Below are 24,419 nucleotides of genomic sequence, written 5' to 3'. Positions count from 1 at the left end.
TCAGCGCCCCTGGTCCCAGCGGTACGGAACAATCAGCGGGTTGGCTCGCGTGTACGGGCTGGGCAGCTGACCGATGGTGCGGCCCCACTGCAGTTCCAACTCGGTCAGGTCGCCCTCCCACCGGGTTCCGGTGAAAAAGCCGCTGTCGATGCGGCTCAGCGTCAGGTCGAACACCAGGCTCAGGTTGCCGTAGTCGCCGCGCATCCAGTTGCTGATCGTCTCCTTCGGCCACGGGAACGTCGGGAAGAAGCTCAACGACCGGGTCAGAGCCGGACCCGCGTCGGCCAGCGACTGCAGCACCGGGCCCAGATCCTTGAGTTCCTGGACCAGTGCCTCACGAGTCTGGTTGGCCGAATCCGCGGCGAAGGCACTGAACTTGCCCAGCTGTACCAACGCCTCGGACAGCTGCTCGCGCTGGTCCTTGAGCACCTCGAGGGCGTCCGGGATGGTGCGCAGCGCCTGGTCCACCACCGGCTTCTGCTCGGCGAACTGCCCCACCAGATTGTTCAGACTCTCGGCGGCCGCGATGATGTCGTTCTTCTGGTCGTTGTTGTACTGGATGAACTTGTCGAGTTGCTCGATCAACGAGCGCAGGTCGCCTTCGCGGCCGGCGAACGCGGTGCTGAGCTCCAGCGTGATGTCCTGCACCTGGGAGATGCCGCCACCGTTGAGAATCAGCGACACCGCGGCCAGCGTCTGTTCCGTGGTGGGGTAGGCACCCGAGGACGACAGCGGGATCACCGAACCCTGCACCAGACGGCCTTCCGGCGCAACGTCTTTCGGCGGAGCCAACTCGATGTGCAGGGAGCCCAGCAGGCTGGTCTGCCCCACTGTGGCGGTGGCGTTGGCAGGCAGTTGCACGTCACCGTTGAGCGTCATGGTCACCAATGCATTCCAGCCCTGGCGTTCGATCTTGCTGACATTGCCCACGGTGACGTCACCGACGCGCACCCGCGAGTTCTGTTCGATGTTGTCGACGTCGGGCATCTGCGCGGTGATGGTGAACGCACCGGGCCCCGCCCCCTCGGTGCCCGGCAGCGGCAGCGAGTTCAGTCCCGTCCAGCCACCACAACCCGACAGAACCACGGCGCCTGCGGACGCGGTCACCACTGCGAGGACACGTTTCACGATCCACCTCCCGGAACCATCAGGCCCGGCAGACCGGCGGCGGGATCGGTGGGCACGGCCTCTGCCGCCAACGGCGAGGCAGGCGCAGGAGGTGGTGGAGGTGCGGCAGCCTCGGCCGGCAATGGAGACGCCGGAGCGGGTGGGGCGGGCGGCGTCGGAGGAATGTAGTCCGGCCGCAGCCAGTCCTCGCTGTAGGTCACCTCGTTGGGGCGGGCCTGTGTGCCGACGAACAGGTTCTGCCCGATCGGCAGGAAGTTGTACTGCCGGTTCTTCACAATCGGGGCGAGGTACTGCACACACAGTTTCGACGACTGCTCAGCACCCAGCCGTGACGCCGCCTGAATAGCGCCGCACAGGAACGAGATGGGGTTGGAGAAGTTGTTGATCGCCAGCACACTGGTGGCTGCGCCCTGAGCGGGCTGATAGATGTTGACGTAGTTCTGCAGGGTGTTCGGCGCGATGTGCAGCAGCTGCTCAACGTCGTCGAGGTTGTCGTTGAGGATCTGCGTCACCGATGCCAGCTTGTCGGTCGTGGTGCCCAGCGTTTCCCGGTTCTCGGCGACGAACGTCTGCACCTCTCCGACGGCGGTGTTGAGATCCCGGATGGCCGAAGCGATTTCGTCGGGATCGTCGGCCAGCAGGCCCGTGACGTCGGCGAGGTTCTGATTGAGCTGACGCATCAGGTCGGTGCTGGTTTGCAGCGCCGAGACCAGGATCGACAGGTTCTTGACGGTGGAGAAGATGTCGGTGGAGTGATCACCGAGCGCCGAGAACGCCTGCGACAGCTTGATCACGGTGTCGCGGATGTTGGCGCCCTGGCCGCGCAGGTTGTCAGCGGCGGTGTTGATGGCCGAGCCCAGCGTGCTGACACCTCCGGCCTCGGTGGGCTCCAGGGTGTCGGTCAGACGCTGCAACTGCTGGCGGAAGGTGTCGTACTCCACCGGCACTGCGGTGCGGTCCTGCGGAATCACCGCGCCGGACTCCATCACCGGGCCACCGGTGTAGGCCGGGGTCAGCTGGATGGCGCGTCCGGTGACCAGTGCAGGTGACAGGATGGCGGCCATGGCGTCGGCAGGCACGTCGTGGCTGCTGTCGTACCAGAACGAGATCTTGACGCGTTCGGGCTCGGGCTCGATCTTGTCGATCTTGCCGACCGTGACGCCGAGGATCTTCACGTCGTCGCCGACGAAGATGCCGTTGCTGTTGGCGAAGTAGCCCACCACATTCGTCCGGTTGGCGGGGCCGCCCGGTCGCAGCAGTACCGCGATACCGGCGACGAGGATCAGCACCATGACGATGCCGACACCGATTCTGGAGTTCCGGGAAAGGGTCACTGTCCACCTCCCGGGTTCGCCGGATCTGCCGGGCCGGGCACCTGACCGGGGGCCGGGATGACCACCGGTGCCACCGACGGAACCGGAGTGGTCGCGACACCCGGCGGGGCGGCGGCAGGCGGTCCTGGCGGCGGGCCACCAGGTGCAGGCGCAGGTCCCGGATCGCGGTACGGGTAGCAACCGGTGGGTCCGGGCAACGGGATGCCGGGTGGACCGCAGCCCTGGTCACCGGGGTTACCGGTGATGGCGTCGGGCAGGTTGAGCCGCGGGTCGCCGCCCTGGCCGGTGCGCGGGAACGGTACCGGTAGCGCGGGAGTGCCCGGCTGGCCGATCTGCGGATCAGTGAGTTCGGTGGGCAGCAAGGTGTTCGGGTCCAGACCGAGATCGGAGAAGGCCGCGTCGATGAACGGCTGGCTGAACTGGCCGGGGATCAGGTTCGCGATGTAGGACTTGAAGAACGGACCCGAGGCCACCGATTCACCCAGCGCCATGGCATAGGTGGAGAGCATGCCGATGGACTTGGCCACCCGGTCCTTGCGGTTCTCGATGGTGGCCAACACGCCGTTGAGCTTGTCCAGCGCGGGCCGCATGGTGGAGCGATTCTCGTCGATGAACCCGACCAGCTGCTGGCTCAACGCCGAGATGTTGTTCGAGATCTGGTCCAACGCGCTGCTCTGCGTTTGCAATTCGGCGAGCAGTGCGTTGGTGTTGGCGATCAGCGAGACCACCTGGTCACTGCGCTCGGCCAGCACGGTGGTGGCCTTGTTGGCATTGCCCAGCAGCTCCCGCAGCTGAGCGTCGCGGGCATTGAGTGTTTCGGAGAATCGGGCCACGCCTTCGACCGCGATCCGCAGGTCCGGCGGTGTCTGGGAGAAGGTCTCCGACAGCACCCGCAACGAATCCGAGAGCTGGTCGGTGTTCAGGCCACTGATGGTGGTGGTCAGGTCGCCCAGGGCGTCGGGCAGTTCGTAGGGCGGGGTGGTGCGCTCGGTCGGGATGGGGCCATCGAGCTGGCCGTCACCACGAGGGGTGACCTCCAGGAACTTCGAGCCCAGAACGCTTTTCGTCTTGATGGCCGCCTCGGCACGGTTGCCCAGGCGCACGTTGTCGTTGACGTTGAAGCTGATCAGCACTTGGGCGCCGTCCAGTTCGACCCCGGTGACCTGCCCCACCTGCAGCCCGGAGACCTGCACCGGCGAGCCACTGTCCAGGCCACCGGTCTCGGCGAAGTAGGCCGAGTACGACGTCGCGGAGTTGATCAACGGCAGCTTCTTGTAGTTGAGCGCCAGCAGCACGATCGCGACGATGGAGACGATGCCGACCAGGCCGATGACGAACGAATTGCGTTCAGCGAAGGGTTTCATCGCGGCGCGCACCTCCCGGTGCTCTGGCCGGCCACCTTCACATACACCGGCTGGCCTCCCTTGCCGTTGAGCTTGAGGGCGATATCGCACAGGTAGAAGCTGAAGAAGTCGCCGTACATGCCTTGGCGATTCAGGATCTGATACGCGTCCGGCAGAGTGTTGAGCACATTGTCGAAGTAGTCGTGATCGGCCAGCACGATGCCCGCGCTGCGATCGGTCTCGGTGACCACCTTCTTCAGCGGCGGCCGCGCTTGTGACAGCAGGGCGGTGATGGAGCCGGCGGCCTCGTTGGTGTAGGCCAGGCCGGTGGCGATGTCGTCCTTGCGCTCAGCCAGTCCGGCCACCAGTTCCGAGAGGGCAGTGACCGCCTTGCCGAACTGATCACTCTGTCCGGCAAGGGAACCCAGTGTGCTGTTGAGGTTGACGATCACCTCTCCGATGAGCTGGTCGCGATCGGCCAGGGTGTTGGTCAGCGAGGCGGTCTGCGACAGGAACGATCCGATGGTGGCGCCCTGGCCCTGCAGGGCGCTGATCAGTTGGCCGGTGAGCGCATTCACCTGGTCGGCGTTCAGCGCCTGGAACAGCGGCCGGAAACCGCCGATCAGCGCGTCGAGATCCAGTGCGGGTTCGGTCTGCGCCAGCGGGATGGTGTCGCCGGGGTTCAGTTTCCGTGTGCCGCCGGCACCTTCGACCAACTGCAGGTAGCGGCCGCCGATCAGGTCGTCGTAGCGGATCACCGCGCGGCTGCCCTCGGTGAGCACCACCGAGTCCTGGGCGCTGAACTCCACCAGCACCGTCGAGTCATCCCTGATGGCAAGGCTTTTCACCTTGCCCACCTCGACACCAGCGATCCGCACGAAGTCGTCGGCCTTCAGGCCGGTGACATTGCTGAACTCGGCGCGGTAGGTCTGCTCCTTGTCGAAACGCAGCTGTCCGAACACCGCGAACAGGGAGAACATACCCAACAAGCAGACAACCAGGAAGATGCCCAAGCGCCAGATGGCGCCTCCCAGGTTGTCTTTCACAGTTACCTCTCGCTGACGGAACGGACGGGTGGTCTAGGAGCCGGGGACGGCCGGATTCGGGGTCGGGACCGGCGGCAGCGGTGTGGGCGTCTGGCCCGGGGCCGGAACGAAGAAGGGCTCCGATCCCGGCGTCGGCCCGGGTGCCCGCGGCAGCCCCGGCGGCGGCGCAGGCGGCAGGTTGTTCCACAGCGGGGTGCCGTCCGGCGCGTACATCGGTGCGCCGTAAGGCCAGTCGCCAGGTTCGGGGATGACCTTGGGCGGGTTGCCGACGTTCGGCCCAGGCGCCGGGCCGCCGAACAGATTGCGCACGCTCGGCGGTTCGGGGATGCCTCGGGTGACCGGCAGGTAGTTCGCGTAGCCCGGGAAACCGATGCCGGGGTTGGGTCGGATGTCCACACCGCCGCCCCAGCCGGTGTTGGTGACCAGCGCCCGCACCGGCCAGTTCTGGTCCGGAATGGGCAGCGACCCACAACCGGGACGCCCGCCGGGACCGCCCTTGGCACCGATGATCGGCAGGTGGTCCGGGAAGCGGTACTGGTCGTCACCTGCCAGCGCCCCGCCGTCGACGATGAAGGACTTGCCGTTGCCTCCGGTCGCGTCGTAGGCGCCGTTGTCCAGCAACCACTTTGCGCCCACCAGCATGCAGGTGTACTCGGGGTTGTATTTGAACAGCAGGTTGGTGGTGGGCTCCAGGTTGTTGATGCCCTTGATCAGGTTCTCCTGGTTGGGCGCCAGCAGCGCTATACCACTGTTGGACAGCCCGATCACGTTGAGCAGCAAGGCGTCCAGCGGCTTGGCGTTCTCCACCACCGTCGTGCTGGTGACCGATGCCGCACTCAGCGTGGACAGGATGTCCTGCGCCGCACCGGCATAGGCATCACTGAAGCCGGCCAGCGCCTGCCAGTCCGCCCGGATGGTGTCGGCGCGCGGGTTGAGCGCCAGCAGCACCTGGTTGAAGTCGGTGGTGGCCTGCCCGATGCGCTCGCCCTGGCCTCGCACCCCTTCGGCCAGCGCGGAGATCACCGCGTTGAGCTTCATCGGGTCCACATGGTCGAGCACCCCGACGAGGTTCTGGAACACCGTGTTGACTTCGGTGGTGACATTGCGGGACTTGACCACCGCACCAGAGGCCAGCCGTTCGGAGCTGGGGTGCTCGGGGTAGATCAGGTCGACGAACTTGGCGCCGAAGACGGTGGTGGCGCGTATCTCGGCCTCGACGTTGGCCGGGATGTGCTGAATCTGGTCGGGATAGATCTCCAGCTTGAGGCTGACCGGTTCCGATCCGCCGGTGATCTGGCTGACCCGCCCTACCTGAACGCCGCGCATTTTGACCTTGCCGCCCGTCTCCATGACCAGACCGGCGCGATCGGAGGTGAGGGTGACGGGGACGTAGGTCTTGTAGGACCCCGAGAACAGGGCCGCGGTGCCGAACACCAACGCCGCGATCACGAGCAGCAGGATCGCCGTCCACCACCCGGGATGGAGTCCCCTGCCCTGTTCCTTCTCCGCGAAGTCCATGACGTGACCCCCGCCTATCCGGAGAGGTTGAAGTTGCCGGACTGGCCGTACACGGCCAGCGAGATCATGACGGTCACCAGCGCGGCGATGATGAGCGATGTCCGCACGGCACGGCCCACTGCCTCGCCCACTCCGGCGGGCCCGCCGGAGGCGGTGAAGCCGTAGTAGGTGTGCACCAGCATGATGACCAGGGCCATCACGATCGCCTGCAGGAACGACCAGATGAGGTCGACCGGGTTGAGGAACGTCCGGAAGTAGTGGTCGTAGACGCCGGTGGACTGGCCGTAGATGAAGGTGGTGCCCACGCGCGCGGCCAGGAAGCTCATCAGCACAGCCACGCAGTACAGCGGGATCACCACGACGACGCCGGCGATCACCCGCGCCGAAGCCAAGTACGCGATGGTGCGGATGCCGATCACCTCGAGAGCGTCGATCTCCTCGTTGATGCGCATGGCACCGAGTTGCGCGGTGGCGCCGGCGCCGATGGTGGCGGCCATGCCGACACCTGCGGTCAGCGGGGCGATCAGTCGGACGTTGAAGAAGGCCGACGCGAACCCGGTGAGCGCTTCTACACCGATGGTGGCGAACTGGTTGTAGCCCTGGACCGCGACCAGGGCGCCGGTGGACAGGGTGAGGAATCCGACGATGGCGATGGTGCCGCCGATGACAGCCAGCGCTCCCGCACCGAGTCCCATCTGGGCGATCAGCCGAATGATCTCCGTCTTGTAGTACAGAAATGCATCGACGATGCCCTTGAGGGTGTAGCCGTAGAACTTGGTCTGCAGACCGATGCGGTTCCAGCCGTCGGTCCAGCTCTTCAACGTCCGTTGCAGGCGCGGACTGTTGCCGTGGACGGCCGTCATGCTGGCGTCCTCATACTGGCATCCTCATACGTCGGCCTCCACGCCCACCGCCGTTGCCAGCACGTTGATCACGAACAAGGCGATGAAGGTGAACACCACGGTCTCGTTCACGGCGTTGCCGACACCCGCCGGTCCGCCGCCGACGGAGATGCCCTTGTAGCAGGCGATCAAGCCTGCCGAGAGGCCGAACAGGGTGGCTTTGACGAGGCAGATGATGACGTCGGCGGGGCCGGTGATCAGGGTGAGGCCCGCGACGAACGCACCGGGGGTGACGTGCTGAACGAACACCGAGAAGAAGAAGCCACCCGCGATGCCCACCACCACCACCGAGGCCGAGAGCATCAGCGCGACGATGGTGGCGGCCAGCACTCGAGGCACGACGAGGGCCTGGATGGGGTTGATGCCCATGACGCGCAGCGCGTCGAGTTCCTCACGGATGGTGCGGGCGCCGAGGTCGGCGCACATGGCGGTGGCGCCGGCACCCGCGACCACCAGCACCGTGACGATGGGGCCGATCTGGGTGACTGTGCCGATGGCGGCTCCGGTTCCGGAGAAGTCGGCGGCGCCGAACTCGACCAGCAGGATGTTGAAGGTGAAGACCAACAGCACCGTGAAGGGGATCGACAGCATCAGTGTCGGCACGATCGACACCCGGGCCACGAACCAGGTCTGCAGGATCAGCTCACGCCACGCGAACGGCGGGCGGAACATCGCGACGAAGGTGTCCAGCGTCATCGCGAAGAAGCCCCCGACGGAGCGCACCGGCTTGGCGATCAACTCCGGCGTGGCCACTAAACGCGCCCTTCCGAGTAGCCGTTTCTGCCCGTGTTCGTCTGAGATATCGACCGGACGTGCATCAAACGCATGAGCCGCTGATTTCCCTCCGACACAGACCCTCTTCCCGCCAAAACTGTGACTCATGACACAGACCGCCCGAAGAACGTACACCACGCATTTCAAGACGAGCAACACTTTGCGTGACCTCGGCGAAGCCTCACCTGCGGCCACCCTGTGACGCCTGCGATCTTCGCACATCGAGCGCACCGAAGCGCAGGGTCTGCGCGATCTGCGTCACATCGGTTCCGCAAGCCGTCCGCCAGCAAATTGGAAGCCCCGGAATGCGCGAATGAGAATTGCAGAATGACAAATTGGCACGGAAAATGATCACGGTTCTAGAACGCTATTCCGAATAACACAACTAATGGCGATTCCGGCGTTAGCGTCCGTATATGACCGCGCCGTTGACGACCGATGGCGGTTCCGGCCGCCAGCCGGAATTGACACACGTCAAGCGGCGCCGCTGGGCCAAGACGACGGCGACCCAACAACGCATTCTGGATGCCGCCGCCCGGGTATTCCGCGAACGCGGTTTCACCGCCGCCACCATCGGTGACGTGGTGACCACATCGGGTGCGAGCATCGGCAGCATCTATCACCATTTCGGCGGAAAGTCGGAACTGTTCCTGGCCATCCACGAAAGGCTCAGCGACACCGTCGGCACCCAGCTGGCCGAAGCAGGGCCACACGCCACTTTCGACACGCAGACCCGCGGTTATCTGGAGGCGATCTGGGTGCACCGCGACGTCGCGGCCATCCTCTCCGCTGACGACGTACCGCCCGGGTACGAGCGCATCCGTCGCGACAGCATGCAGGCCTGGTTCCGCGACCTACTGACCGACCTGGACCTGGATGCCTCGGCCGACGGGGCCCTGTTGATGCGGGTGTTGATCGCGGTGCTCACCGAGTCGGCGGCACAGGTGATGATGTGCGAGGACCACATATCGGCGACGGCGGTGATGGACGCCGCGGCAGCCCATCTGGGCCGCCTGCTGGCCTGACGAGCCAGGCGACGCAGCTCAGGCCCCCACGTGTACAGCCCGAGCAGCTGGCGTCGTAACGTCGGATACCCGAGGTATCGAGAGGACGCACTGTTGACCACACCCACGACAGTCGAGTTTGCCGGCGCCGATGGCCTCACCCTGGTCGCCGACGAATGGAACCGGCGGGAGTCGGGGTCTGGATCCTTCCCGCCACCCCGTCCGTCGATCCTGATGCTGCACGGCGGCGGCCAGAACCGACACTCCTGGAAGAAGACCGGGCAGGTACTCGCCGACAGGGGCTTCCACGTCGTCGCCGTCGACACCCGTGGCCACGGCGACAGCGACCGCTCCCCCGACGCCGACTATGCGCTGGAGAGCCTGGCCGCCGATGTCCACGCACTGATCGAAGCCGTCGGCCCGCCGGTGGTGATCATCGGCGCGAGCATGGGCGGGCTGACCGGCATCCTGGTGGCCAGCCAAGCCGGCCCGCAAAGTGTCGCCAAGCTGGTGCTCGTCGACGTCGTTCCGCGGTTCGAGAAATCCGGCAGCGCTCGCATCCGGGACTTCATGTTCAACCACGTGCACGGTTTCGACTCGCTTGAGCAGGCCGCCGATGCCGTTGCCGAGTACCTGCCGCATCGCAGCAAGCCGCGCAGCCCCGAAGGCCTCAAGAAGAACCTCCGGCAGCGCGACGGCCGGTGGTACTGGCACTGGGACCCTGCCTTCCTCACCAAACCCGCCGACGACCCGTTCGAACGGACCGACAAGCTGGAAGAGGCAGCGATGGGCCTGCAGATTCCGCTGTTGCTGATTCGCGGCAAGCTCTCCGACGTGGTGAGCGCCGAGGGGGTCAACGATTTCTTACAGAAAGTTCCCAGGACGGAGTTCATCGAACTGTCCGGCGCAGGCCATACCGCCGCCGGCGACGACAACGACGCGTTCAGCGAGGCGGTGGTCCAGTTCGTCACTCGCTGATGGATCATGTTGTCGGTCAACGTGATTGTGTCGCAACCCGAGGAAATGCAGAACCACGCTTCCACAATTCACGCCCTCGACCCGGTGCACATTTCTATCGATACCCGTTCCCGGACTTGGCGATAGCGTGAAGATAGTTGAAATCGACAGTTGATGCGCCTGCGTCGCAGTCTGGGGTACGTTGCGAATAACGCCGCGAGTGGCGATCACACAGATCACGCGCTCACCGACATAAATGCAACTAGATGCCGAAACCACGTAACTCTCCACAACAGCAACGGTCCCGCGAAACCTACGAGCGTGTGCTCGACGTCGCCGCCAAGACCTTCGAGGAGCTCGGCTACACGGGCACCACCACCAACAAGGTCGCCGAAGCCGCGGGCATCTCGATCGGGACGCTGTATCACTACTTCCCGGACAAAGACGCACTTCTGTACGCCTTGGCGGACCGGCATCTGGCGGGCGCCAAGGAATCGATGATGGCGGTGTTCTCCCGCCTACGGGAGGAACGTCCCGATCTGCGGGAGTCGCTGCGCGCCGGGATCGAAGTCAACGTGCGGTTGCACGTCGAGGAACCGCAGCTTCACCGCCTTCTGTATGACAGTGCACCCAGGTCCGAAGCACTGTTGAAGCGATTGCGCACCGCCAACGCCGCGATAGCCCAGGAGGTTGCGCGGCACCTCGAGCGACTCGACGTTGCTCACGACAACCGTGGGCTGGTGGCCTCCATGCTGGTGGCTGGAACAGAGGCGCAGGTGCACGCTGCCATCATCGACGCCAGCGTGCCCGTCGAATCCGAGGTGCTGATCGACACGCTGACCGCATTGTGGTTCCGGGCCCTGAGCCACTAGTCAGGAGCCGGACTCCGATTCGGCCAGACGCTGATGCAGCCGGGCGCGAATCTCGTTCGGCGTGTATGCATTTCGCCGACGCTGGTCACGGGCGACGAGCACACCGCCGGCGGCCACCCCGACAACACCGGCCAGCCCGATCCACTTCCATACGTTGCGCACCCCGACAGTGTGCCTAAGCTGCCGGGGTGAGCGCGAGCATCGGGAACCACAGCGTGTCCCTGGAGAAGGCACTGGAAGTCACCCGAACCGGTGACATCTGGTTGTTTCGCGGCGGCTCCGGCCCCGACCGGGCCATCCAGACCATGACCAACGCTCCGGTGAACCACGTGGGAATGACCGTGGCCATCGACGACCTGCCGCCGCTGATCTGGCACGCCGAACTCGGTGACAAACTCCTGGATCTGTGGACGGGCACCAACCACCGCGGCGTCCAACTCAATGATCTGCGCGCCGCGGTGGAGCAGTGGATGACCAAATACGAGCAGCGGTGCTGGCTGCGCCAGCTCTCGCCGTATGCCACGCGCGCCCAAGAAGACGCCATGCTGAAGGTGATCGCGCGGATGAACGGCACCGCCTTCCCCACCACCGCCCGCCTCACCGGTCGGTGGATGCGGGGACGACTGCCCACGCTGAGCGATTGGACCCGCGGAATCCCGTTCGTACACAAGAAGGTTCGAGAATCTGCAGAACGAAGCAAGACCACCCGCCGGGTCGGCCTCGAAACCGCCTACTGCGCTGAGACCGTGGCCATCACCTACGAGGAGATGGGTTTGGTCAACACCGAGAAACGGGAGAACTACTTTGATCCCGGCTCGTTCTGGAGTGGTGACGACCTGCCCTTGGTGGCGGGTTATGAACTGGGCAAGGAGATTTCGGTTCTGCGCGCCTGACCGCCCGGAAATGCGCGCGACGGCGACAACAGGCAGACGCTAGGTTGTTGCGGTGACGCCAGAATCCAGAACCAGTCGGATGGGGCTGCTTTACGTCAGCACCGCCGGAGTGCTCTGGGGCACAGGCGGTCTGGTGGCGACCCTCCTGCACAACCGCGACGGGCTCGGCGCCATGACGACGAGCGCCTGGCGGATGCTCCTGGCCGCTGTGGCCGTCCTGCTGTTCCTGCTGGCAACCCGCCGGTGGCGCACCCTGGTCACCACGTTCCGCACCCACCCGCTGCTGGCTGTCGCGGTCGGTTCAGGCACCGCGATCTATCAGGGCCTCTACTTCGTCTCCGTGTTGATGGTCGGTGTCAGTGTGTCGACGGTGGTCGCGCTGGGACTCGCGCCGGTGCTGACGGCAGCCTGGGAACACGCGACGCGAAGGACACTCCCGACGCCGCGTGACGTGACTGTTCTGGTGGCCGCGCTCACCGGGCTCGTAGTGGTCAGCCTCGGCGCCGACCACGTGGCCCCGACGTCCGGCGGCAACACTGCGCTGGGCATCGGACTGGCGGTGCTGTCGGGCGCCACCTACGCGGCGACCACGGTGTTGGGGCACCACCTGGCCGTCCGGGTGGACGCGGTATCCCTCAACGCCTGTGCCACCACCGCCGGCGCGGTGGTGCTGGCGCCGTTCCTGGCTTTTGCACTGGTCACCGACGAACCCGTTCTCCCTGGAGACGCGGCGTCGTGGGCTCTGCTGCTGTACCTCGGGGTGGCAACCATGGCCCTGGCCTACGGGTTGCTCTACCTGGGGTTGCGCACCACGTCCGGTTCGGCGGCGACGGTCGCGACGTTACTTGAGCCGGTGTCGGCGGCACTGCTGGCGGCTGCCCTACTCGGTGAGCGACTGACCTGGGTGACGGTGGCAGGTGGCATCCTGATCCTGTCCGCGGTGGTGGCGCTCAGACCACCGCCCGAGGAGCCTGCGCCGCCACCGGTCTAGTTTCTCGTCGATGCGGTCCAGGCGTTCGCTCCCGTTCATCGGCCACCCGATGACGTCGCGCCAGTTCAGCCTCGCGAAGCGCGAGCCACCTCTCACGCTCACCGTGTTCACCAGCAGGACCGTCCACGCCCACCGACCCAACTCCAGCGGCGGAGTCAGCATCAGTACGAGGTTGTCTGCAGGATCGTGATCGCTGCTGGCGACACCAATCGCTGCGCTCGCCTAACTCTCACAAGGAAGCGTCATGTGCAACAACGGGTAGGGCAGTCCGTCTCCGTCGACCGGGCTGCGCCCAACCACCACGAAACCTGCATGTGCGTAGAAACCGACCGCCTGGTCGTTCTGCTCGTTGACATCAACAGAAACCACGTCGTGCGTGGCAATTACATGCTCCAACAGTGCGGTTCCGATACCGCTCCCGCGGGATTCGGCGTCAACGAACAGCATCTCCAGTTTCCCGGAATCCGTTCCCGCGAAGCCGACCGGCTCGCCATCGCGCTCTGCGACAACGAGGTTCACGTGAGGTAGATACGTCGTGGCCAGGCGTTCCTCGATGTCCGCCCGATGCTTTTCCTCGAGGAAATCGTGCGTGGCGGCCACCGCGCTGCGCCATATGTCCACGAGCACCGGGAAGTCCTCCGCTCCCCGAACTTTTCGGATCACAACCTCACTCGACATGCGTATGACACTAGGCGAGCACTTGTCCCGCGTAGCCCGCAGCTGTGGGCGCTGTGCACAAACCCGTTTGCGCAGCGGCAATCCCATGCGCATCTGTCAGCTCGGCAGCAATGGCGAGTAGTTCGTCGTCGGATCTTTGACGGCATCGGTCCAGCTGCATCCTGAAGCGGAGCTGTCCCCAGACGTAGGTCCATCAAGGACGAGCGCGGCGAAACATGGAGTAGACCACCGGCCCCTCAGCGATGGCTGTCGTTGCAGTGACCGCGAACCCAGCACGCTCGTAAAGTCGTACGTTGCGCTCATCCGACGTTTCCAGCGCGACGTTGCCGGTGTCGGATCCGTCAATCGCAGCCAGGCCGGCCGCAACAAGTGCAGCGCCGAGGCCTTTACCCTGATCATCGGGGGGGACGCCCAGCGTGGCCAGGTTCCAGGCACTCTCCGGCGGAGCCGGAGTCGCTACTCGTGCTACGTCTGCAAGTCGCCCGCCGTGCAAACGTGCAACCTGATCCTGGAACTCGGCCGTCGGCGGAGACGCCGTCGGTGCAAGCAGTGCAATCACTCCACGAAGCTGGTCGCTGACCAGCACAACACCCTCGTCGAGTGCGTAGCCGAGGTACAGCCGCTGCAGCTGTTCCAGGCGACCTCGGTAGCCATCCTCCGGAATCGACCACCGGGTCCAGGCATAGGTGTCGAAGGCTGCAGCCAGTGTGCGAGCGGCCTGGTCAAGATCAACCGTTGTGGCATCTCTGATGTTGAACTCCATGCTCAGTTCTTCTCCGCGAATCAGACGTTGTATGAACTCGGAACTCCACCACGCTGACTACTTCTGGCCCTCCAACAGATGGGCGTATGGGTCGGCATCGCCACCGACAGATTCCGGCATCGGGTAATAGGTCTTGATGAGTAGGTTCCCGTCGTCGTCCCAGGCGAAGGTCTCGATGCTGTGCGCAACGCCGACATTCGGTTCCTTGCCGAAGTGGTTCTCGCACACCCATGCCATCTCGTTCCCATTGACCTGAACCGTGATCATCTTGATCTTGAGGATCGACTGAAACATGTCGAAGGCATCCGACGTGGCGGCTGCGAAACCGTGTTTCTCCTCGGTGCCGACGGGGTCGAACATGCGAACCTCCCCGGGACAGATGGTGCGCCATGACGCCACCCACTCGTCCTTCTTGCCCGCATTCCACAGATCGGCGTGCTTGGATGCGTGCGCCAAGCGGGCCTCCCGGCTCGGAACCTTGCTCATCTCTGCCCCATCTCCGTCCTCATCAAGGTGATGACCACGATATCTGGACAGGTGTCCAGCAGGAGGGTCTACGCCTTGACTTCGACTCACACGTTGAACCGGAAGTCCACCAGATTCCGCAGCCGAACAGCGTCTGCCGCGGGCCGAGCGACGGTGCCCGTCCGCAATGTTCCGCTGACAGCTCCGCTATGCATATATATGCGTAGCGACGCTGTCAGCGGAACATTGCGAATGGCAGATCGCTTCGCTGGCCGGGCCTAACCGGCTTCGACTCACACGTTGAAGCGGAACTCCACCACGTCGCCGTCGACCATCACGTAGTCCTTGCCCTCCATCCGCACCTTGCCCGCAGCCTTGGCGGCGGCCATCGAACCCGCGGCGGCCAGGTCGTCGAACGACACGATCTCAGCCTTGATGAAGCCCTTCTCGAAGTCGGTGTGGATCACCCCGGCGGCCTTGGGTGCGGTGTCCCCCTGGTGGATGGTCCACGCGCGGGCCTCCTTGGGCCCGGCCGTCAGATAGGTCTGCAGCTTCAACGTGTGAAAACCCGCGCGCGCCAAGGCATCCAGACCCTTCTCGGTCTGGCCGATGGACTCCAGCAGTTCCATGGCGGACTCGTCGTCCAGCTCGGCCAACTCGGCCTCGATCTTGGCGTCCAGGAACACCGCGTCGGCCGGAGCCACCAGCCCGCGAAGCTCGGCGATCTTCGCCTCGTCGGTGAGCACCGTCTCGTCGGCGTTGAACACGTACAGGAACGGCTTGGTGGTCATCAGGTTCAGCTCACGCAGCAGAGCGGTGTCGGTGCCTGCCGAGAACAGGGTGGTACCGGAGTTGAGCACCTCTTGCGCCGCCACCGCCGCCTCGTGCACGGCCTTGCGGTCCTTGTTGTTGCGGGCTTCCTTCTCCAACCGCGGAATGGCCTTCTCGAGTGTCTGCATGTCGGCCAGGATCAGTTCGGTGTTGATGATCTCGATGTCCGCCGCGGGATCCACCCGGCCGTCGACGTGCACCACATCGTCATCGGCGAACACCCGCACCACCTGACAGATGGCGTCGGACTCACGGATGTTGGCCAGGAACTTGTTACCCAGTCCGGCACCCTCGGAGGCGCCTTTCACAATGCCGGCGATGTCGACGAACGTCACAGTCGCAGGCACCAGCTTCTCCGACGAGAAGATCTTCGCCAGCTCACCGAGCCTGGGATCGGGCAGCGGAACCACGCCCTCATTGGGCTCGATGGTCGCGAATGGATAGTTGGCGGCCAGCACGTTGTTGCGCGTCAGCGCATTGAACAACGTCGATTTTCCGACGTTGGGCAGGCCTACGATTCCCAGGTTCAAGCTCACAGGACCCAAAGTGTAGAGACTCGACATGCGGGTCGGACGGGCGCTGGCCGTCGTCCCGCATACAAAGCCGGTACGGTCGTCGTGTGTCAGCACAGAGAGCGAGGCCGACGGTACCGGCCGCCCAGCGCTCGGTGCACCCGAATTTCCGCGGTGTGCCGTGGTGGGGAGCCATCGTCATCGCTGTCACCGCCACCGTCATCGGGTTCGCTTTCGACGCCGGATCCGGCAACAAGGAGCTGACGTCCGTCTTCGCGGCGCTCTATGTCATCGGGTGTGTTGCGGCGGTGCTGGCGGTACGGCAGAACGGTCTGTTCACCGCTGTGGTGCAGCCGCCACTGCTGCTGTTCGTGGCGGTCCCCGGCGCCTACTTCCTGTTCCACCAGGCGAACATCTCCGGGATCAGAGACATCCTGATCAACGCGGGCTACCCGTTGATCGAACGTTTTGTGTTGATGCTCACCACGTCGGCGGTGGTGCTGCTGATCGGTGCGGGTCGCTGGTATCTGGGTTCGCGTTCAGCGCCTGACACCGACGAGGAGAGCGCAGACGACCATGCGACACCCGCGTTCGCCGGGCTACGCGCCAAGCTGTCGGCGCTGATCAACGGCACCGATCCCGAGGATATCGAGGACAGCGACGAGCAACCTCGTGCGCACAAGGTCGACCGGTCCGCAGCCCGCAAGAGCACCAGCCGCCGTTCCACCAGCTCCCGCAGCCCCAAGCGCCCGCCGGCCACCCGCTCGCGGCACGCCCGTCCACCGATCGATGACCTGGAAGCCGAGCCGCCGCGCAAGCGCCGCCCTGTGCGCGACGTGGACCCCGAGGCTCCGCGGCGGCGTCCACGTGAGCCACGTGAGCCACGTGAGCCCGGTTCACGCTCTAGGGGGGACTACCGCCCGCGGGAACGCGAGCCACGGGAGCGGGATCCGCGTGACCGCAGCCCCAGGGAGTGGGATGCTCGGACTTCCTATGAGCGGCCCCGTCGGCGCCCCGATCGTCATGAGTCCTATGAGCCCTACCCGCCCGAGCCCTACGAGGCGCCGCGGCGGCGTCCCGCGACCAACGGTGGAAGCACGCATCACCCGGTGTCACGCGTGCGCTACCGAGGGGACACCACTGAGGGCGAGGATCGGGTGGAACACCGCACCCGGCCGCGCACGCGCGCCAAGCACAGTCTGGATTCGGATCGCTGGCGCTACGACGCCTGAACGTCACACAGAGCGGCGCGCCGGGCGGATCTCGCGGGGCAGCGCGAAGACCAGGGTCTCGTTGGCGGTGGTGACCGGCTGTACCGTGCCGTAGCCGTAGTCCGCCAGCCGCTCCAGCACGCCCTTCACCAGGATCTCGGGCACCGACGCACCCGAGGTGACGCCGACGGTGGTGACGCCTTCGAGCCAGGCCGGGTCGATGTCTTCGGCGTAGTCCACCAGGTAGGACGAGTCGGAGCCGGCACCGAGCGCCACCTCGACCAGGCGGACGGAGTTCGATGAATTCTTCGAGCCGACGACGATCACCAGCTCACATTCGGGCGCCATCGCCTTGACGGCCACCTGACGGTTCTGGGTGGCATAGCAGATGTCGTCGCTGGGAGGGTCCTGCAGCGTCGGGAACTTCTCCCGCAACCGGCGCACTGTCTCCATGGTCTCGTCGACGCTCAACGTGGTCTGCGACAGCCAGATGACCTTGTTCGGGTCACGAACGGTCACCTTGTCCACAGCGTCGGGGTTGTCCACCACCTGTACGTGATCGGGTGCCTCACCAGCGGTGCCCACCACCTCCTCGTGGCCTTCATGGCCGACGAGCAGGATGTCGTAGTCGTCACGGGCGAAGCGCTTGGCCTCGTTGTGCACCTTGGTGACCAGCGGGCACGTGGCGTCGATGGTCTTCAGATTGCGGGCCGCCGCCTCCTCGTGGACCGTGGGCGCGACACCGTGGGCCGAGAACACCACGATGGCACCCTCGGGCACCTCGTCGGTTTGCTCGACGAAGACGGCACCTGCCTTGGCCAGTGTGTCCACGACGTAGCGGTTGTGCACGATCTCGTGGCGGACGTAGACCGGAGCGCCGTGCTTTTCGAGCGCACGTTCGACGGTTTCCACGGCACGATCCACGCCGGCGCAGTAGCCGCGCGGCTCAGCGAGCAGGACTCGCTTGGCCACCTTCTGGTTCCCAGAAGATCGAGCCACTGCCAGAGTGGCTCCGGGAATCCCCATGTTGACGGTAGGCGGCATGGTGCCAGGGTACTTTCCCGCGGTCTAACCGGGCCACTTGGCAGCTCAGAGAATCGCGACCGGCCCTCCCTCCCCCTCGTCCCTCGGGCTCATCGACCGGTCAGAAACACGCGACCGGCCCTCCCTCCCCCTCGTCCCTCGGGCTCATCGACCGGTCAGAAACACGCGACCGGCCCTCCCTCCCCCTCGTCCCTCGGGCTCATCGACCGGTCAGAAACACGCGACCGGCCCTCCTCCCCCTCGTCCCTCGGGCTCATCGACCGGTCAGAAACACGCGACCGGCCCTCCCTCCCCCTCGTCCCTCGGGCTCATCGACCGGTCAGAGATACGCTGGCTGCCATGTCTACTGCACCGTACGGAGTTCGCCTGCTGGTGGGAGTAGCGGCCACCGCCGTCGAAGAGACCATGAAACTGCCGCAGACCATCGTCACCTACCCCATGACGCTCATGAGTCAGATGGCGCAGCTGGTGATGAAGGTCCAGCAGGACGTCGCTGACCTGGTGATCAAGGGCGACGAGACCCTGGAGAACCTGTTTCCTCCCAAAGACGAATACCCGGAGTGGGCCACCTTCGACGAAGACGAGTCCCCGACGGCGGCGCCGGAGACCAACGGCGAACGCCTCACCGAGGGCCGGTTTGCGCTGTACTCGGTGACCGAGGACGAGTCGCCGGTGAATACGGTGAGCACCCCCGAGCCCTCGGCTGACGCGCCAGGAATCGTTGCAGACATCGACTACACGGCGCTGACGCTGGCACAGCTGCGGGCCCGGCTGCAGTCGCTGTCGGTGGCCGACCTCGAGGCGCTGCTGGCCTACGAAGAGTCGACCAAGGCGCGCGCCCCGTTCCAGACCCTGCTGGCCAACAGGATCACCCGCGCCTCGGCCAAGTGACCGAACCCGAACAGGGGAAGTCTCCCGACAATCCCTGGCCCGTGCGGGCCGTGGCCACCCGGGTGGCCAAGTACATCGACCGGCTCGGCATGGTGTGGATCGAAGGTCAGCTGACGGAGCTGAAGGTGCGGCACACCACGGCGTGGATGGTGCTTCGCGATCCGGCGGCGGACATGTCGCTGACGGTGAGCTGCCCGCGTGACCTGGTGGTCAACGCGCCGGTACCGCTGACCGAAGGCACCCAGGTGATCATGCTGGGCAGGCCGCAGTTCTACACCCGCAATGGCTCATTCAGCTTGCGTATCAGCGAGATTCGCGCTGTCGGCGTGGGTGAACTGCTGGCTCGGATCGAGCGGCTACGCAGGCTGCTCGATGCCGAGGGGTTGTTCGATCCCCGCCTGAAGCGGCCGTTGCCGTTTCTGCCGTCGCAGATCGGGCTCATCACCGGGCGAGCCAGCGCCGCCGAGCACGACGTGGTGTCGGTGGCGACGGCGCGGTGGCCTGCGGTGCGGTTCGCCATCCGCAACAGTGCCGTGCAGGGGCCCACCGCGGTGGCGCAGATGGTCGAGGCGCTGCGGGGTCTCGACCGCGATCCGGATGTCGACGTGATCGTGCTGGCCCGCGGTGGCGGCAGTGTCGAGGACCTGCTGCCGTTCTCCGACGAAACGCTGTGCCGCGAGATCGCCAGGTGCACCACACCGGTGGTGAGCGCCGTCGGCCACGAACCGGACAACCCGCTGTGCGACCTGGTGGCCGATCTGCGCGCCGCCACCCCGACCGATGCGGCGAAGAAGGTGGTCCCCGACGCGGTGGCCGAGCAGCGGCTGGTCGCCGACCTGCGCCTACGCAGCGCCAGGGCCCTGCGGAACTGGGTGCACCGCGAGGAGCACCACATCGCGCAGCTGCGCAGCCGTCCGGTGCTGTCCGATCCGCTGCGCGCGATCGACGACAGGGGTCACGAGATCGAACGGGCACGAGCGGCGCTGCGCCGCGACGTCACCAGGTTCATCGCCGCGGAGACCGACCGGGTCGAGCACCTGTCGGCGCGCCTGAGCACCCTGGGCCCGGCGGCGACGCTGGCGCGGGGCTACGCGGTGGTGCAGGTCGGAACGGATGTGTTGCGTACGGTTGCCGACGCACCAGCCGGGACGAGGCTACGTATCCGGGTGGCGGACGGAGCAGTGACAGCAGTCAGTGATGGCCCGGTCTCGGAGCCCTGAAGATCCCCCGGCGAAGCAGACGGGGACGAGGGCGAACGTAGGCCGGGCCCAGAAGACAGGGGCTGAAATGACCGAGGAGACTACTCCCATTAGCGAGCTCGGCTACGAGGAGTGCCGTGACGAACTGATCGACGTCGTCCGCACGCTCGAACAGGGTGGACTGGATCTTGATCAGTCGCTGACTTTGTGGGAACGAGGAGAGAAGCTGGCCAAACGCTGCGAGGAACACTTAGCTGGAGCTCGTCGGCGCGTGGAGGACGCGCTGGCCGGCGACGAGGACGACCCCGATGACGACTGATACCCCTTCGGGATAAACTAGAACCTGTTTCAGTTCGTCACGTATGCTGCCCGGTATGGGCGATGCAACGTTGACCACCGAGCTCGGACGTGTCCTGGTCACCGGCGGCTCCGGTTTTGTCGGCGCCAACCTGGTGACCGAACTCCTGCACCGTGGGCTGCAGGTGCACTCCTTCGACCGGGTGCCGTCCACGGTCGAGCCCCACCCGAACCTGACGACATTCGTCGGCGACATCTGCAATCCCGCGGACGTGGCCCGCGCTGTCGAGGGTGTCGACACGGTCTTCCACACGGCGGCCATCATCGATCTGATGGGTGGCGCCTCGGTGACAGAGGAGTACCGGCGGCGCAGTTTCGCAGTCAACGTCGAGGGCACCAAGAACCTGGTGCACGCTGCCCAACGAGCCGCAGTGTCGCGATTCATCTACACCGCGTCCAACAGCGTGGTGATGGGCGGCCAAAACATCTCCGGCGGTGATGAAACCATGCCCTACACCAGTCGGTTCAACGACCTGTACACCGAGACCAAGGTGGTGGCGGAAAAATTCGTGCTGGCATCCAACGGCGAAAACGGGTTGCTGACGTGCTCCATCCGGCCGTCGGGCATCTGGGGCCGCGGCGACCAGACCATGTTCCGCAAGGTGTTCGAGTCGGTACTCGCTGGACACGTGAAAGTGTTGGTGGGCAACAAGAACGTCAAGCTGGACAATTCCTACGTGCACAACCTGGTGCACGGGTTCATCCTGGCCGCCGAGCATCTGGTGCCGGGCGGCACGGCTCCCGGTCAGGCGTACTTCATCAACGACGGTGAGCCCATCAACATGTTCGAGTTCTCCCGACCGGTGGTGCAGGCATGCGGGCAACCATGGCCGACGTTCCGAATCTCGGCGCGATTGGTCTTGACGGTGATGACCGTGTGGCAGTTCTTGCACTTCCGGTTCGGATTGCCCAAGCCGCTGCTGGAACCGCTTGCCATCGAACGCATTTCGCTGGACAACTACTTCTCTATCAACAAGGCCCGCCGCGACCTGGGCTACGAACCGTTGTTCACCACCGAGCAAGCGCTTCGTGAGTGCCTGCCTTACTACACCGACCTCTTCGCGAAGATGAAAGCCGCCGCGGGCGAGCCTGTGCGCGCCTGAAGCTCAGTCGCGAGCAAACGCCGCAGCAGCCTCCCTTTCGAGATCGAGATAGGTCTCCTCACCGACATCCACCGCCACTCCCAGAATCGTTCCCCGGTGAATGTTCCGGGATTGACGTAGTGGGACGACACATTGTCGCCGCTGTCGTAACCGATGCACAACCCGTCACCGGCGAGGGTGAACTTGCCGATCTGCGCCCGCATCGAACCCTTCGCCGCAATCTGTTGATCGACATACAGCGTCGTGGTGCCGTGTGACTCGCCGTGCTCGCCGGCACTTTCCCTGACGAACTCGACGCCGAGTGCATGTCGACCGGTGCTCAGTACCTCCGAGATGAATTCCTGTTCGGGCTTGATGCCCAGGAAGTTGTACACGTAGTGCAGCTTGTGGTCTTTGACGAAGAGGGCGTGTCCGCCGAATCGTGAACCGTGGGCGAAGATCACACCGGCTGCGTCGGCGGTGATGTCGACGTCGGCGATGATCTTGTAGGAGCGCCCGCGGACGTTGACCGCGACGCCTTCGGGCACCGGTGCGGTGCCCGGATAGTAGACATAGCGGTTACGGGTGGGCTCGGACTGCGGCCGTTCGATGGTCAACAGATCGGTGGCCGATCGATCGTCGAGGGGCAGGACAAAGTTCTTCTCGGCCTCGTCGAACCAGGTCGCGACCAGAGCCTTCAGCCTCTCGGGCTGCTCTGCGGCGAGATCCTTTGATTCCGACCGATCTTCGTCGACGTGGTAGAGCTCCCAACGATCTTGGTCGAAGTGCCCGGTCGAGCTCAGCGGTACATGGATGGCTGCCGCCTTCCAGCCGTCCTGCCAGATACCTCGGGTTCCCAGCATGGCGTAGTACTGCCGCTTCTTGGCGGTCGGAGAATCGCCTGCATCGAAGCTGTACCGCATCGAAACGCCATCCAGCGGGCGTTGCCTCACGCCCCGGTAGGTGTCGGGCATCTCCAGTCCCGCGGCGTCCAGGATGGTGGCGACTACGTCTGTGGCGTGGTGATACTGCTGTCGCACTTCACCTTTGGCCTTGAACCCGGCCGGCCAGTGAACCACCATGGGATCACAGGTGCCACCGGAGAACTGCGAATACCTCTTGAACATCTGGAAGGGCGTCGAGAACGCCACCGCCCAACCAGTCGGGTAATGGTTGTACGTGTCCGGGCCGCCGAGGGTGTCGAGATACTTCATGTTCTCCGCCAACTCGTCGGGATAGCCGTTGAAGAACTTGTTCTCGTTGACCGACCCGTTGGGCGATCCTTCACCGGACGCGCCATTGTCCGCACAATAGAAGATCAACGTGTTGTCCAGCTGGCCGGTGCGCTCCAGGTAATCGACGATCCTTCCGACCTGGGCGTCGGTGTACTCGGAGAATCCGGCGAACACCTCGGCCATCCGGGCGAACAGTCGCTTCTCGTCGGCGTTGAGGGAGTCCCACGGCCGCACCGAGTCCGCCTCGACAGCCACGTCGGCGGGCAACGGATTGAGCGGCGTCATCGCGGTACCTTCGGGCAGGATTCCCTTCTCGACCATCCGCCGCAGCACCCAACCCCGGTAGGCCTCGTACCCGTCGTCGAACATGCCCTTGTACTTCTCGGCGTACTCGACAGGGCTGTGGTGCGGCGCGTGGTTGGCTCCGGGGCAGAACCAGAGATACCAGGGTTTGGACGGGTTGGTGGCCTGTTGGTCACGCAGCATGCGCAGAGCCTGATCGGCGAGGTCCTTGGACAGGTGATAGCCGTCCTGGGGCCCATAGGGCTGGTCGATGAATCGATTGTCTTCGACGAGGTCCGGGTACCAGTTGTTGGTCTCACCACCGAGGAAACCGTAAAAACGGTCGAAGCCCTTCTGCAGTGGCCACTCGGAGCGGCTGCCGCCACTGGAGACGTCCTCCTCGGGCACATTGTGGTTCTTGCCCACCCAGAACGTGCTGTATCCGTTGTCCTGCAACACTTGCGCGACGGTGGCGCACTCGGCGGGCAACCGCGCCGCAGAGCCGGGAAATCCGTTGGACGCCTCGGTGATGGAGGCGCAGCGGTTCACGTGGTGGTTGCGGCCGGTCAGGAAGCAGGACCGGGTGGGCGAGCACAACGCCGTGGTGTGCCACTGCGAATAGATCAAGCCGTTGTCGGCCAACCGCTGCATCACCGGCATGTTGATCCGGCCTCCGAACGGCGACCATGACGCCATGCCGGTGTCGTCATAGAGAACAACAAGGACGTTGGGCGCGCCCTCCGGCGCCTTCTTCAGCTCGTATGGCGTCCAATCCGCGACAGAATCGCGGACGTCGAGTTCGATCCTGCCGTGAAAATCCTCGTTCACCGCGTCAGCCTCCTGGAGTCGGCCACATCTCGAATCGACCTGAGCCCGGAGCGTAGAAGGTACCGGTACACCTGCTGCGCGGTGCACTCGAAAATGTTCCTGTCCCGACTCGGTACTGACTGTCAGCCTTACACACAAGCCCATGCCGACGTTGACATTTCGCCGCTTTGAACTCCCTTCGCGGATCGTCATGAGCATTTCCTGAGATCCGACATGACGGCATGTTCTTTGAACGCCTGATCGCCTAGTGTTCGAGTGACCCACCAGCACGGGCGGAGG

The 24,419-nt window shown here is 65.0% G+C and carries 23 protein-coding genes and 1 pseudogene; 10 read left to right on the top strand and 14 right to left on the bottom strand.

Annotated features, from left to right (window positions below; all coding sequences use genetic code 11):
• The 7 genes from BVC93_RS18020 to BVC93_RS17990 are packed head-to-tail and all read right to left on the bottom strand — an operon-like array spanning nucleotide 1 to nucleotide 7,967.
• The gene (locus BVC93_RS18020) at nucleotides 1-1,128 is read right to left on the bottom strand and encodes a virulence factor Mce family protein (RefSeq protein ID WP_269466568.1); all 1,128 of its coding nucleotides are present in this window, start codon (nucleotides 1,126-1,128) and stop codon (nucleotides 1-3) included.
• Entirely contained in the window at nucleotides 1,125-2,420 is a 1,296-nt protein-coding gene (locus BVC93_RS18015) for an MCE family protein (RefSeq protein WP_083741133.1), read from the bottom strand. The genes BVC93_RS18020 and BVC93_RS18015 overlap by 4 nt, the downstream gene beginning before the upstream one ends.
• Nucleotides 2,421-2,458: 38 nt before the next feature.
• Entirely contained in the window at nucleotides 2,459-3,826 is a 1,368-nt protein-coding gene (locus BVC93_RS18010; protein ID WP_083741131.1) for an MCE family protein, read from the bottom strand.
• Entirely contained in the window at nucleotides 3,823-4,851 is a 1,029-nt protein-coding gene (locus BVC93_RS18005) for an MCE family protein (RefSeq protein ID WP_083738669.1), read from the bottom strand. Before BVC93_RS18005 ends, BVC93_RS18010 begins: the two co-directional genes overlap by 4 nt.
• A gap of 33 nt (nucleotides 4,852-4,884) precedes the next feature.
• Nucleotides 4,885-6,369 carry an MCE family protein gene (locus tag BVC93_RS18000; RefSeq protein WP_083738668.1) on the bottom strand — a complete coding sequence of 495 codons (1,485 nt, stop codon included), beginning with the start codon at nucleotides 6,367-6,369 and terminating at the stop codon, nucleotides 4,885-4,887.
• A 14-nt stretch (nucleotides 6,370-6,383) separates the two neighbouring features.
• A complete protein-coding gene (locus BVC93_RS17995) occupies nucleotides 6,384-7,232 on the bottom strand; it encodes an ABC transporter permease (protein WP_083738667.1) in 849 nt (282 codons plus the stop codon).
• Nucleotides 7,233-7,256: 24 nt separating this feature from the next.
• Nucleotides 7,257-7,967, bottom strand: coding sequence for an MlaE family ABC transporter permease (locus tag BVC93_RS17990; protein WP_083741130.1), 711 nt, complete (start codon nucleotides 7,965-7,967; stop codon nucleotides 7,257-7,259).
• Between the two features lie 494 nt (nucleotides 7,968-8,461).
• Here BVC93_RS17990 and BVC93_RS34085 point away from each other — a divergent pair, with 494 nt between their 5' ends.
• The 3 genes from BVC93_RS34085 to BVC93_RS17975 all read left to right on the top strand — a co-directional run bounded on the left by BVC93_RS34085 (nucleotide 8,462) and on the right by BVC93_RS17975 (nucleotide 10,878).
• Nucleotides 8,462-9,070, top strand: coding sequence for a TetR/AcrR family transcriptional regulator (locus BVC93_RS34085; protein WP_083738666.1), 609 nt, complete (start codon nucleotides 8,462-8,464; stop codon nucleotides 9,068-9,070).
• A gap of 93 nt (nucleotides 9,071-9,163) precedes the next feature.
• Complete coding sequence (locus tag BVC93_RS17980) at nucleotides 9,164-10,027, top strand: alpha/beta hydrolase (protein WP_083738665.1); 864 nt, start codon at nucleotides 9,164-9,166, stop codon at nucleotides 10,025-10,027.
• A 245-nt stretch (nucleotides 10,028-10,272) separates the two neighbouring features.
• A complete protein-coding gene (locus BVC93_RS17975) occupies nucleotides 10,273-10,878 on the top strand; it encodes a TetR/AcrR family transcriptional regulator (RefSeq protein ID WP_083738664.1) in 606 nt (201 codons plus the stop codon).
• On the opposite strand, the gene BVC93_RS33610 is transcribed toward BVC93_RS17975, so the two are convergent.
• Complete coding sequence (locus tag BVC93_RS33610) at nucleotides 10,879-11,040, bottom strand: hypothetical protein (RefSeq protein WP_170314326.1); 162 nt, start codon at nucleotides 11,038-11,040, stop codon at nucleotides 10,879-10,881.
• Between the two features lie 53 nt (nucleotides 11,041-11,093).
• Between BVC93_RS33610 and BVC93_RS17970 the strand changes: the two genes are divergently transcribed.
• The gene (locus BVC93_RS17970; protein ID WP_083741129.1) at nucleotides 11,094-11,771 is read left to right on the top strand and encodes a guanylate cyclase; all 678 of its coding nucleotides are present in this window, start codon (nucleotides 11,094-11,096) and stop codon (nucleotides 11,769-11,771) included.
• Between the two features lie 79 nt (nucleotides 11,772-11,850).
• Nucleotides 11,851-12,762, top strand: coding sequence for a DMT family transporter (locus BVC93_RS17965; RefSeq protein WP_083738663.1), 912 nt, complete (start codon nucleotides 11,851-11,853; stop codon nucleotides 12,760-12,762).
• A gap of 222 nt (nucleotides 12,763-12,984) precedes the next feature.
• Here BVC93_RS17965 and BVC93_RS17960 read toward each other — a convergent pair whose 3' ends face one another.
• From BVC93_RS17960 to ychF, 4 genes are all read right to left on the bottom strand, one after another.
• Nucleotides 12,985-13,440, bottom strand: coding sequence for an acetyltransferase (locus BVC93_RS17960; RefSeq protein ID WP_083738662.1), 456 nt, complete (start codon nucleotides 13,438-13,440; stop codon nucleotides 12,985-12,987).
• A gap of 193 nt (nucleotides 13,441-13,633) precedes the next feature.
• Nucleotides 13,634-14,203, bottom strand: coding sequence for a GNAT family N-acetyltransferase (locus tag BVC93_RS17955; RefSeq protein WP_083738661.1), 570 nt, complete (start codon nucleotides 14,201-14,203; stop codon nucleotides 13,634-13,636).
• Nucleotides 14,204-14,260: 57 nt separating this feature from the next.
• Entirely contained in the window at nucleotides 14,261-14,689 is a 429-nt protein-coding gene (locus BVC93_RS17950; protein ID WP_083738660.1) for a hypothetical protein, read from the bottom strand.
• Nucleotides 14,690-14,961: 272 nt separating this feature from the next.
• Nucleotides 14,962-16,035, bottom strand: a complete 1,074-nt coding sequence (gene ychF / locus BVC93_RS17945) for a redox-regulated ATPase YchF (RefSeq protein WP_083738659.1) — start codon at nucleotides 16,033-16,035, stop codon at nucleotides 14,962-14,964.
• A gap of 83 nt (nucleotides 16,036-16,118) precedes the next feature.
• Here ychF and BVC93_RS17940 point away from each other — a divergent pair, with 83 nt between their 5' ends.
• Entirely contained in the window at nucleotides 16,119-17,243 is a 1,125-nt protein-coding gene (locus BVC93_RS17940; protein ID WP_083738658.1) for a DUF6542 domain-containing protein, read from the top strand.
• A 3-nt stretch (nucleotides 17,244-17,246) separates the two neighbouring features.
• On the opposite strand, the gene BVC93_RS17935 is transcribed toward BVC93_RS17940, so the two are convergent.
• A complete protein-coding gene (locus BVC93_RS17935; RefSeq protein WP_083738657.1) occupies nucleotides 17,247-18,266 on the bottom strand; it encodes a 4-hydroxy-3-methylbut-2-enyl diphosphate reductase in 1,020 nt (339 codons plus the stop codon).
• A gap of 339 nt (nucleotides 18,267-18,605) precedes the next feature.
• On the opposite strand from BVC93_RS17935, the gene BVC93_RS17930 reads away from it, so the two are divergent.
• The 4 genes from BVC93_RS17930 to BVC93_RS17915 all read left to right on the top strand — a co-directional run bounded on the left by BVC93_RS17930 (nucleotide 18,606) and on the right by BVC93_RS17915 (nucleotide 21,816).
• A complete protein-coding gene (locus BVC93_RS17930) occupies nucleotides 18,606-19,157 on the top strand; it encodes a lipid droplet-associated protein (RefSeq protein WP_083738656.1) in 552 nt (183 codons plus the stop codon).
• Nucleotides 19,154-20,377, top strand: coding sequence for an exodeoxyribonuclease VII large subunit (xseA, locus tag BVC93_RS17925; protein ID WP_083738655.1), 1,224 nt, complete (start codon nucleotides 19,154-19,156; stop codon nucleotides 20,375-20,377). The genes BVC93_RS17930 and xseA overlap by 4 nt, the downstream gene beginning before the upstream one ends.
• A 67-nt stretch (nucleotides 20,378-20,444) precedes the next feature.
• The gene (locus BVC93_RS17920) at nucleotides 20,445-20,675 is read left to right on the top strand and encodes an exodeoxyribonuclease VII small subunit (protein WP_083741128.1); all 231 of its coding nucleotides are present in this window, start codon (nucleotides 20,445-20,447) and stop codon (nucleotides 20,673-20,675) included.
• Nucleotides 20,676-20,718: 43 nt separating this feature from the next.
• Nucleotides 20,719-21,816, top strand: coding sequence for a 3-beta-hydroxysteroid dehydrogenase (locus BVC93_RS17915; RefSeq protein WP_192860026.1), 1,098 nt, complete (start codon nucleotides 20,719-20,721; stop codon nucleotides 21,814-21,816).
• A gap of 3 nt (nucleotides 21,817-21,819) precedes the next feature.
• On the opposite strand, the pseudogene BVC93_RS17910 reads toward BVC93_RS17915, so the two are convergent.
• A pseudogene (locus BVC93_RS17910) lies at nucleotides 21,820-24,266 on the bottom strand (arylsulfatase).
• Nucleotides 24,267-24,419 lie beyond the last annotated feature (153 nt).

Origin of the sequence: Mycobacterium sp. MS1601, from assembly GCF_001984215.1 — a bacterium.
Lineage (GTDB): Bacteria > Actinomycetota > Actinomycetes > Mycobacteriales > Mycobacteriaceae > Mycobacterium.
This window is presented reverse-complemented; position numbering and strand designations above follow the sequence as displayed.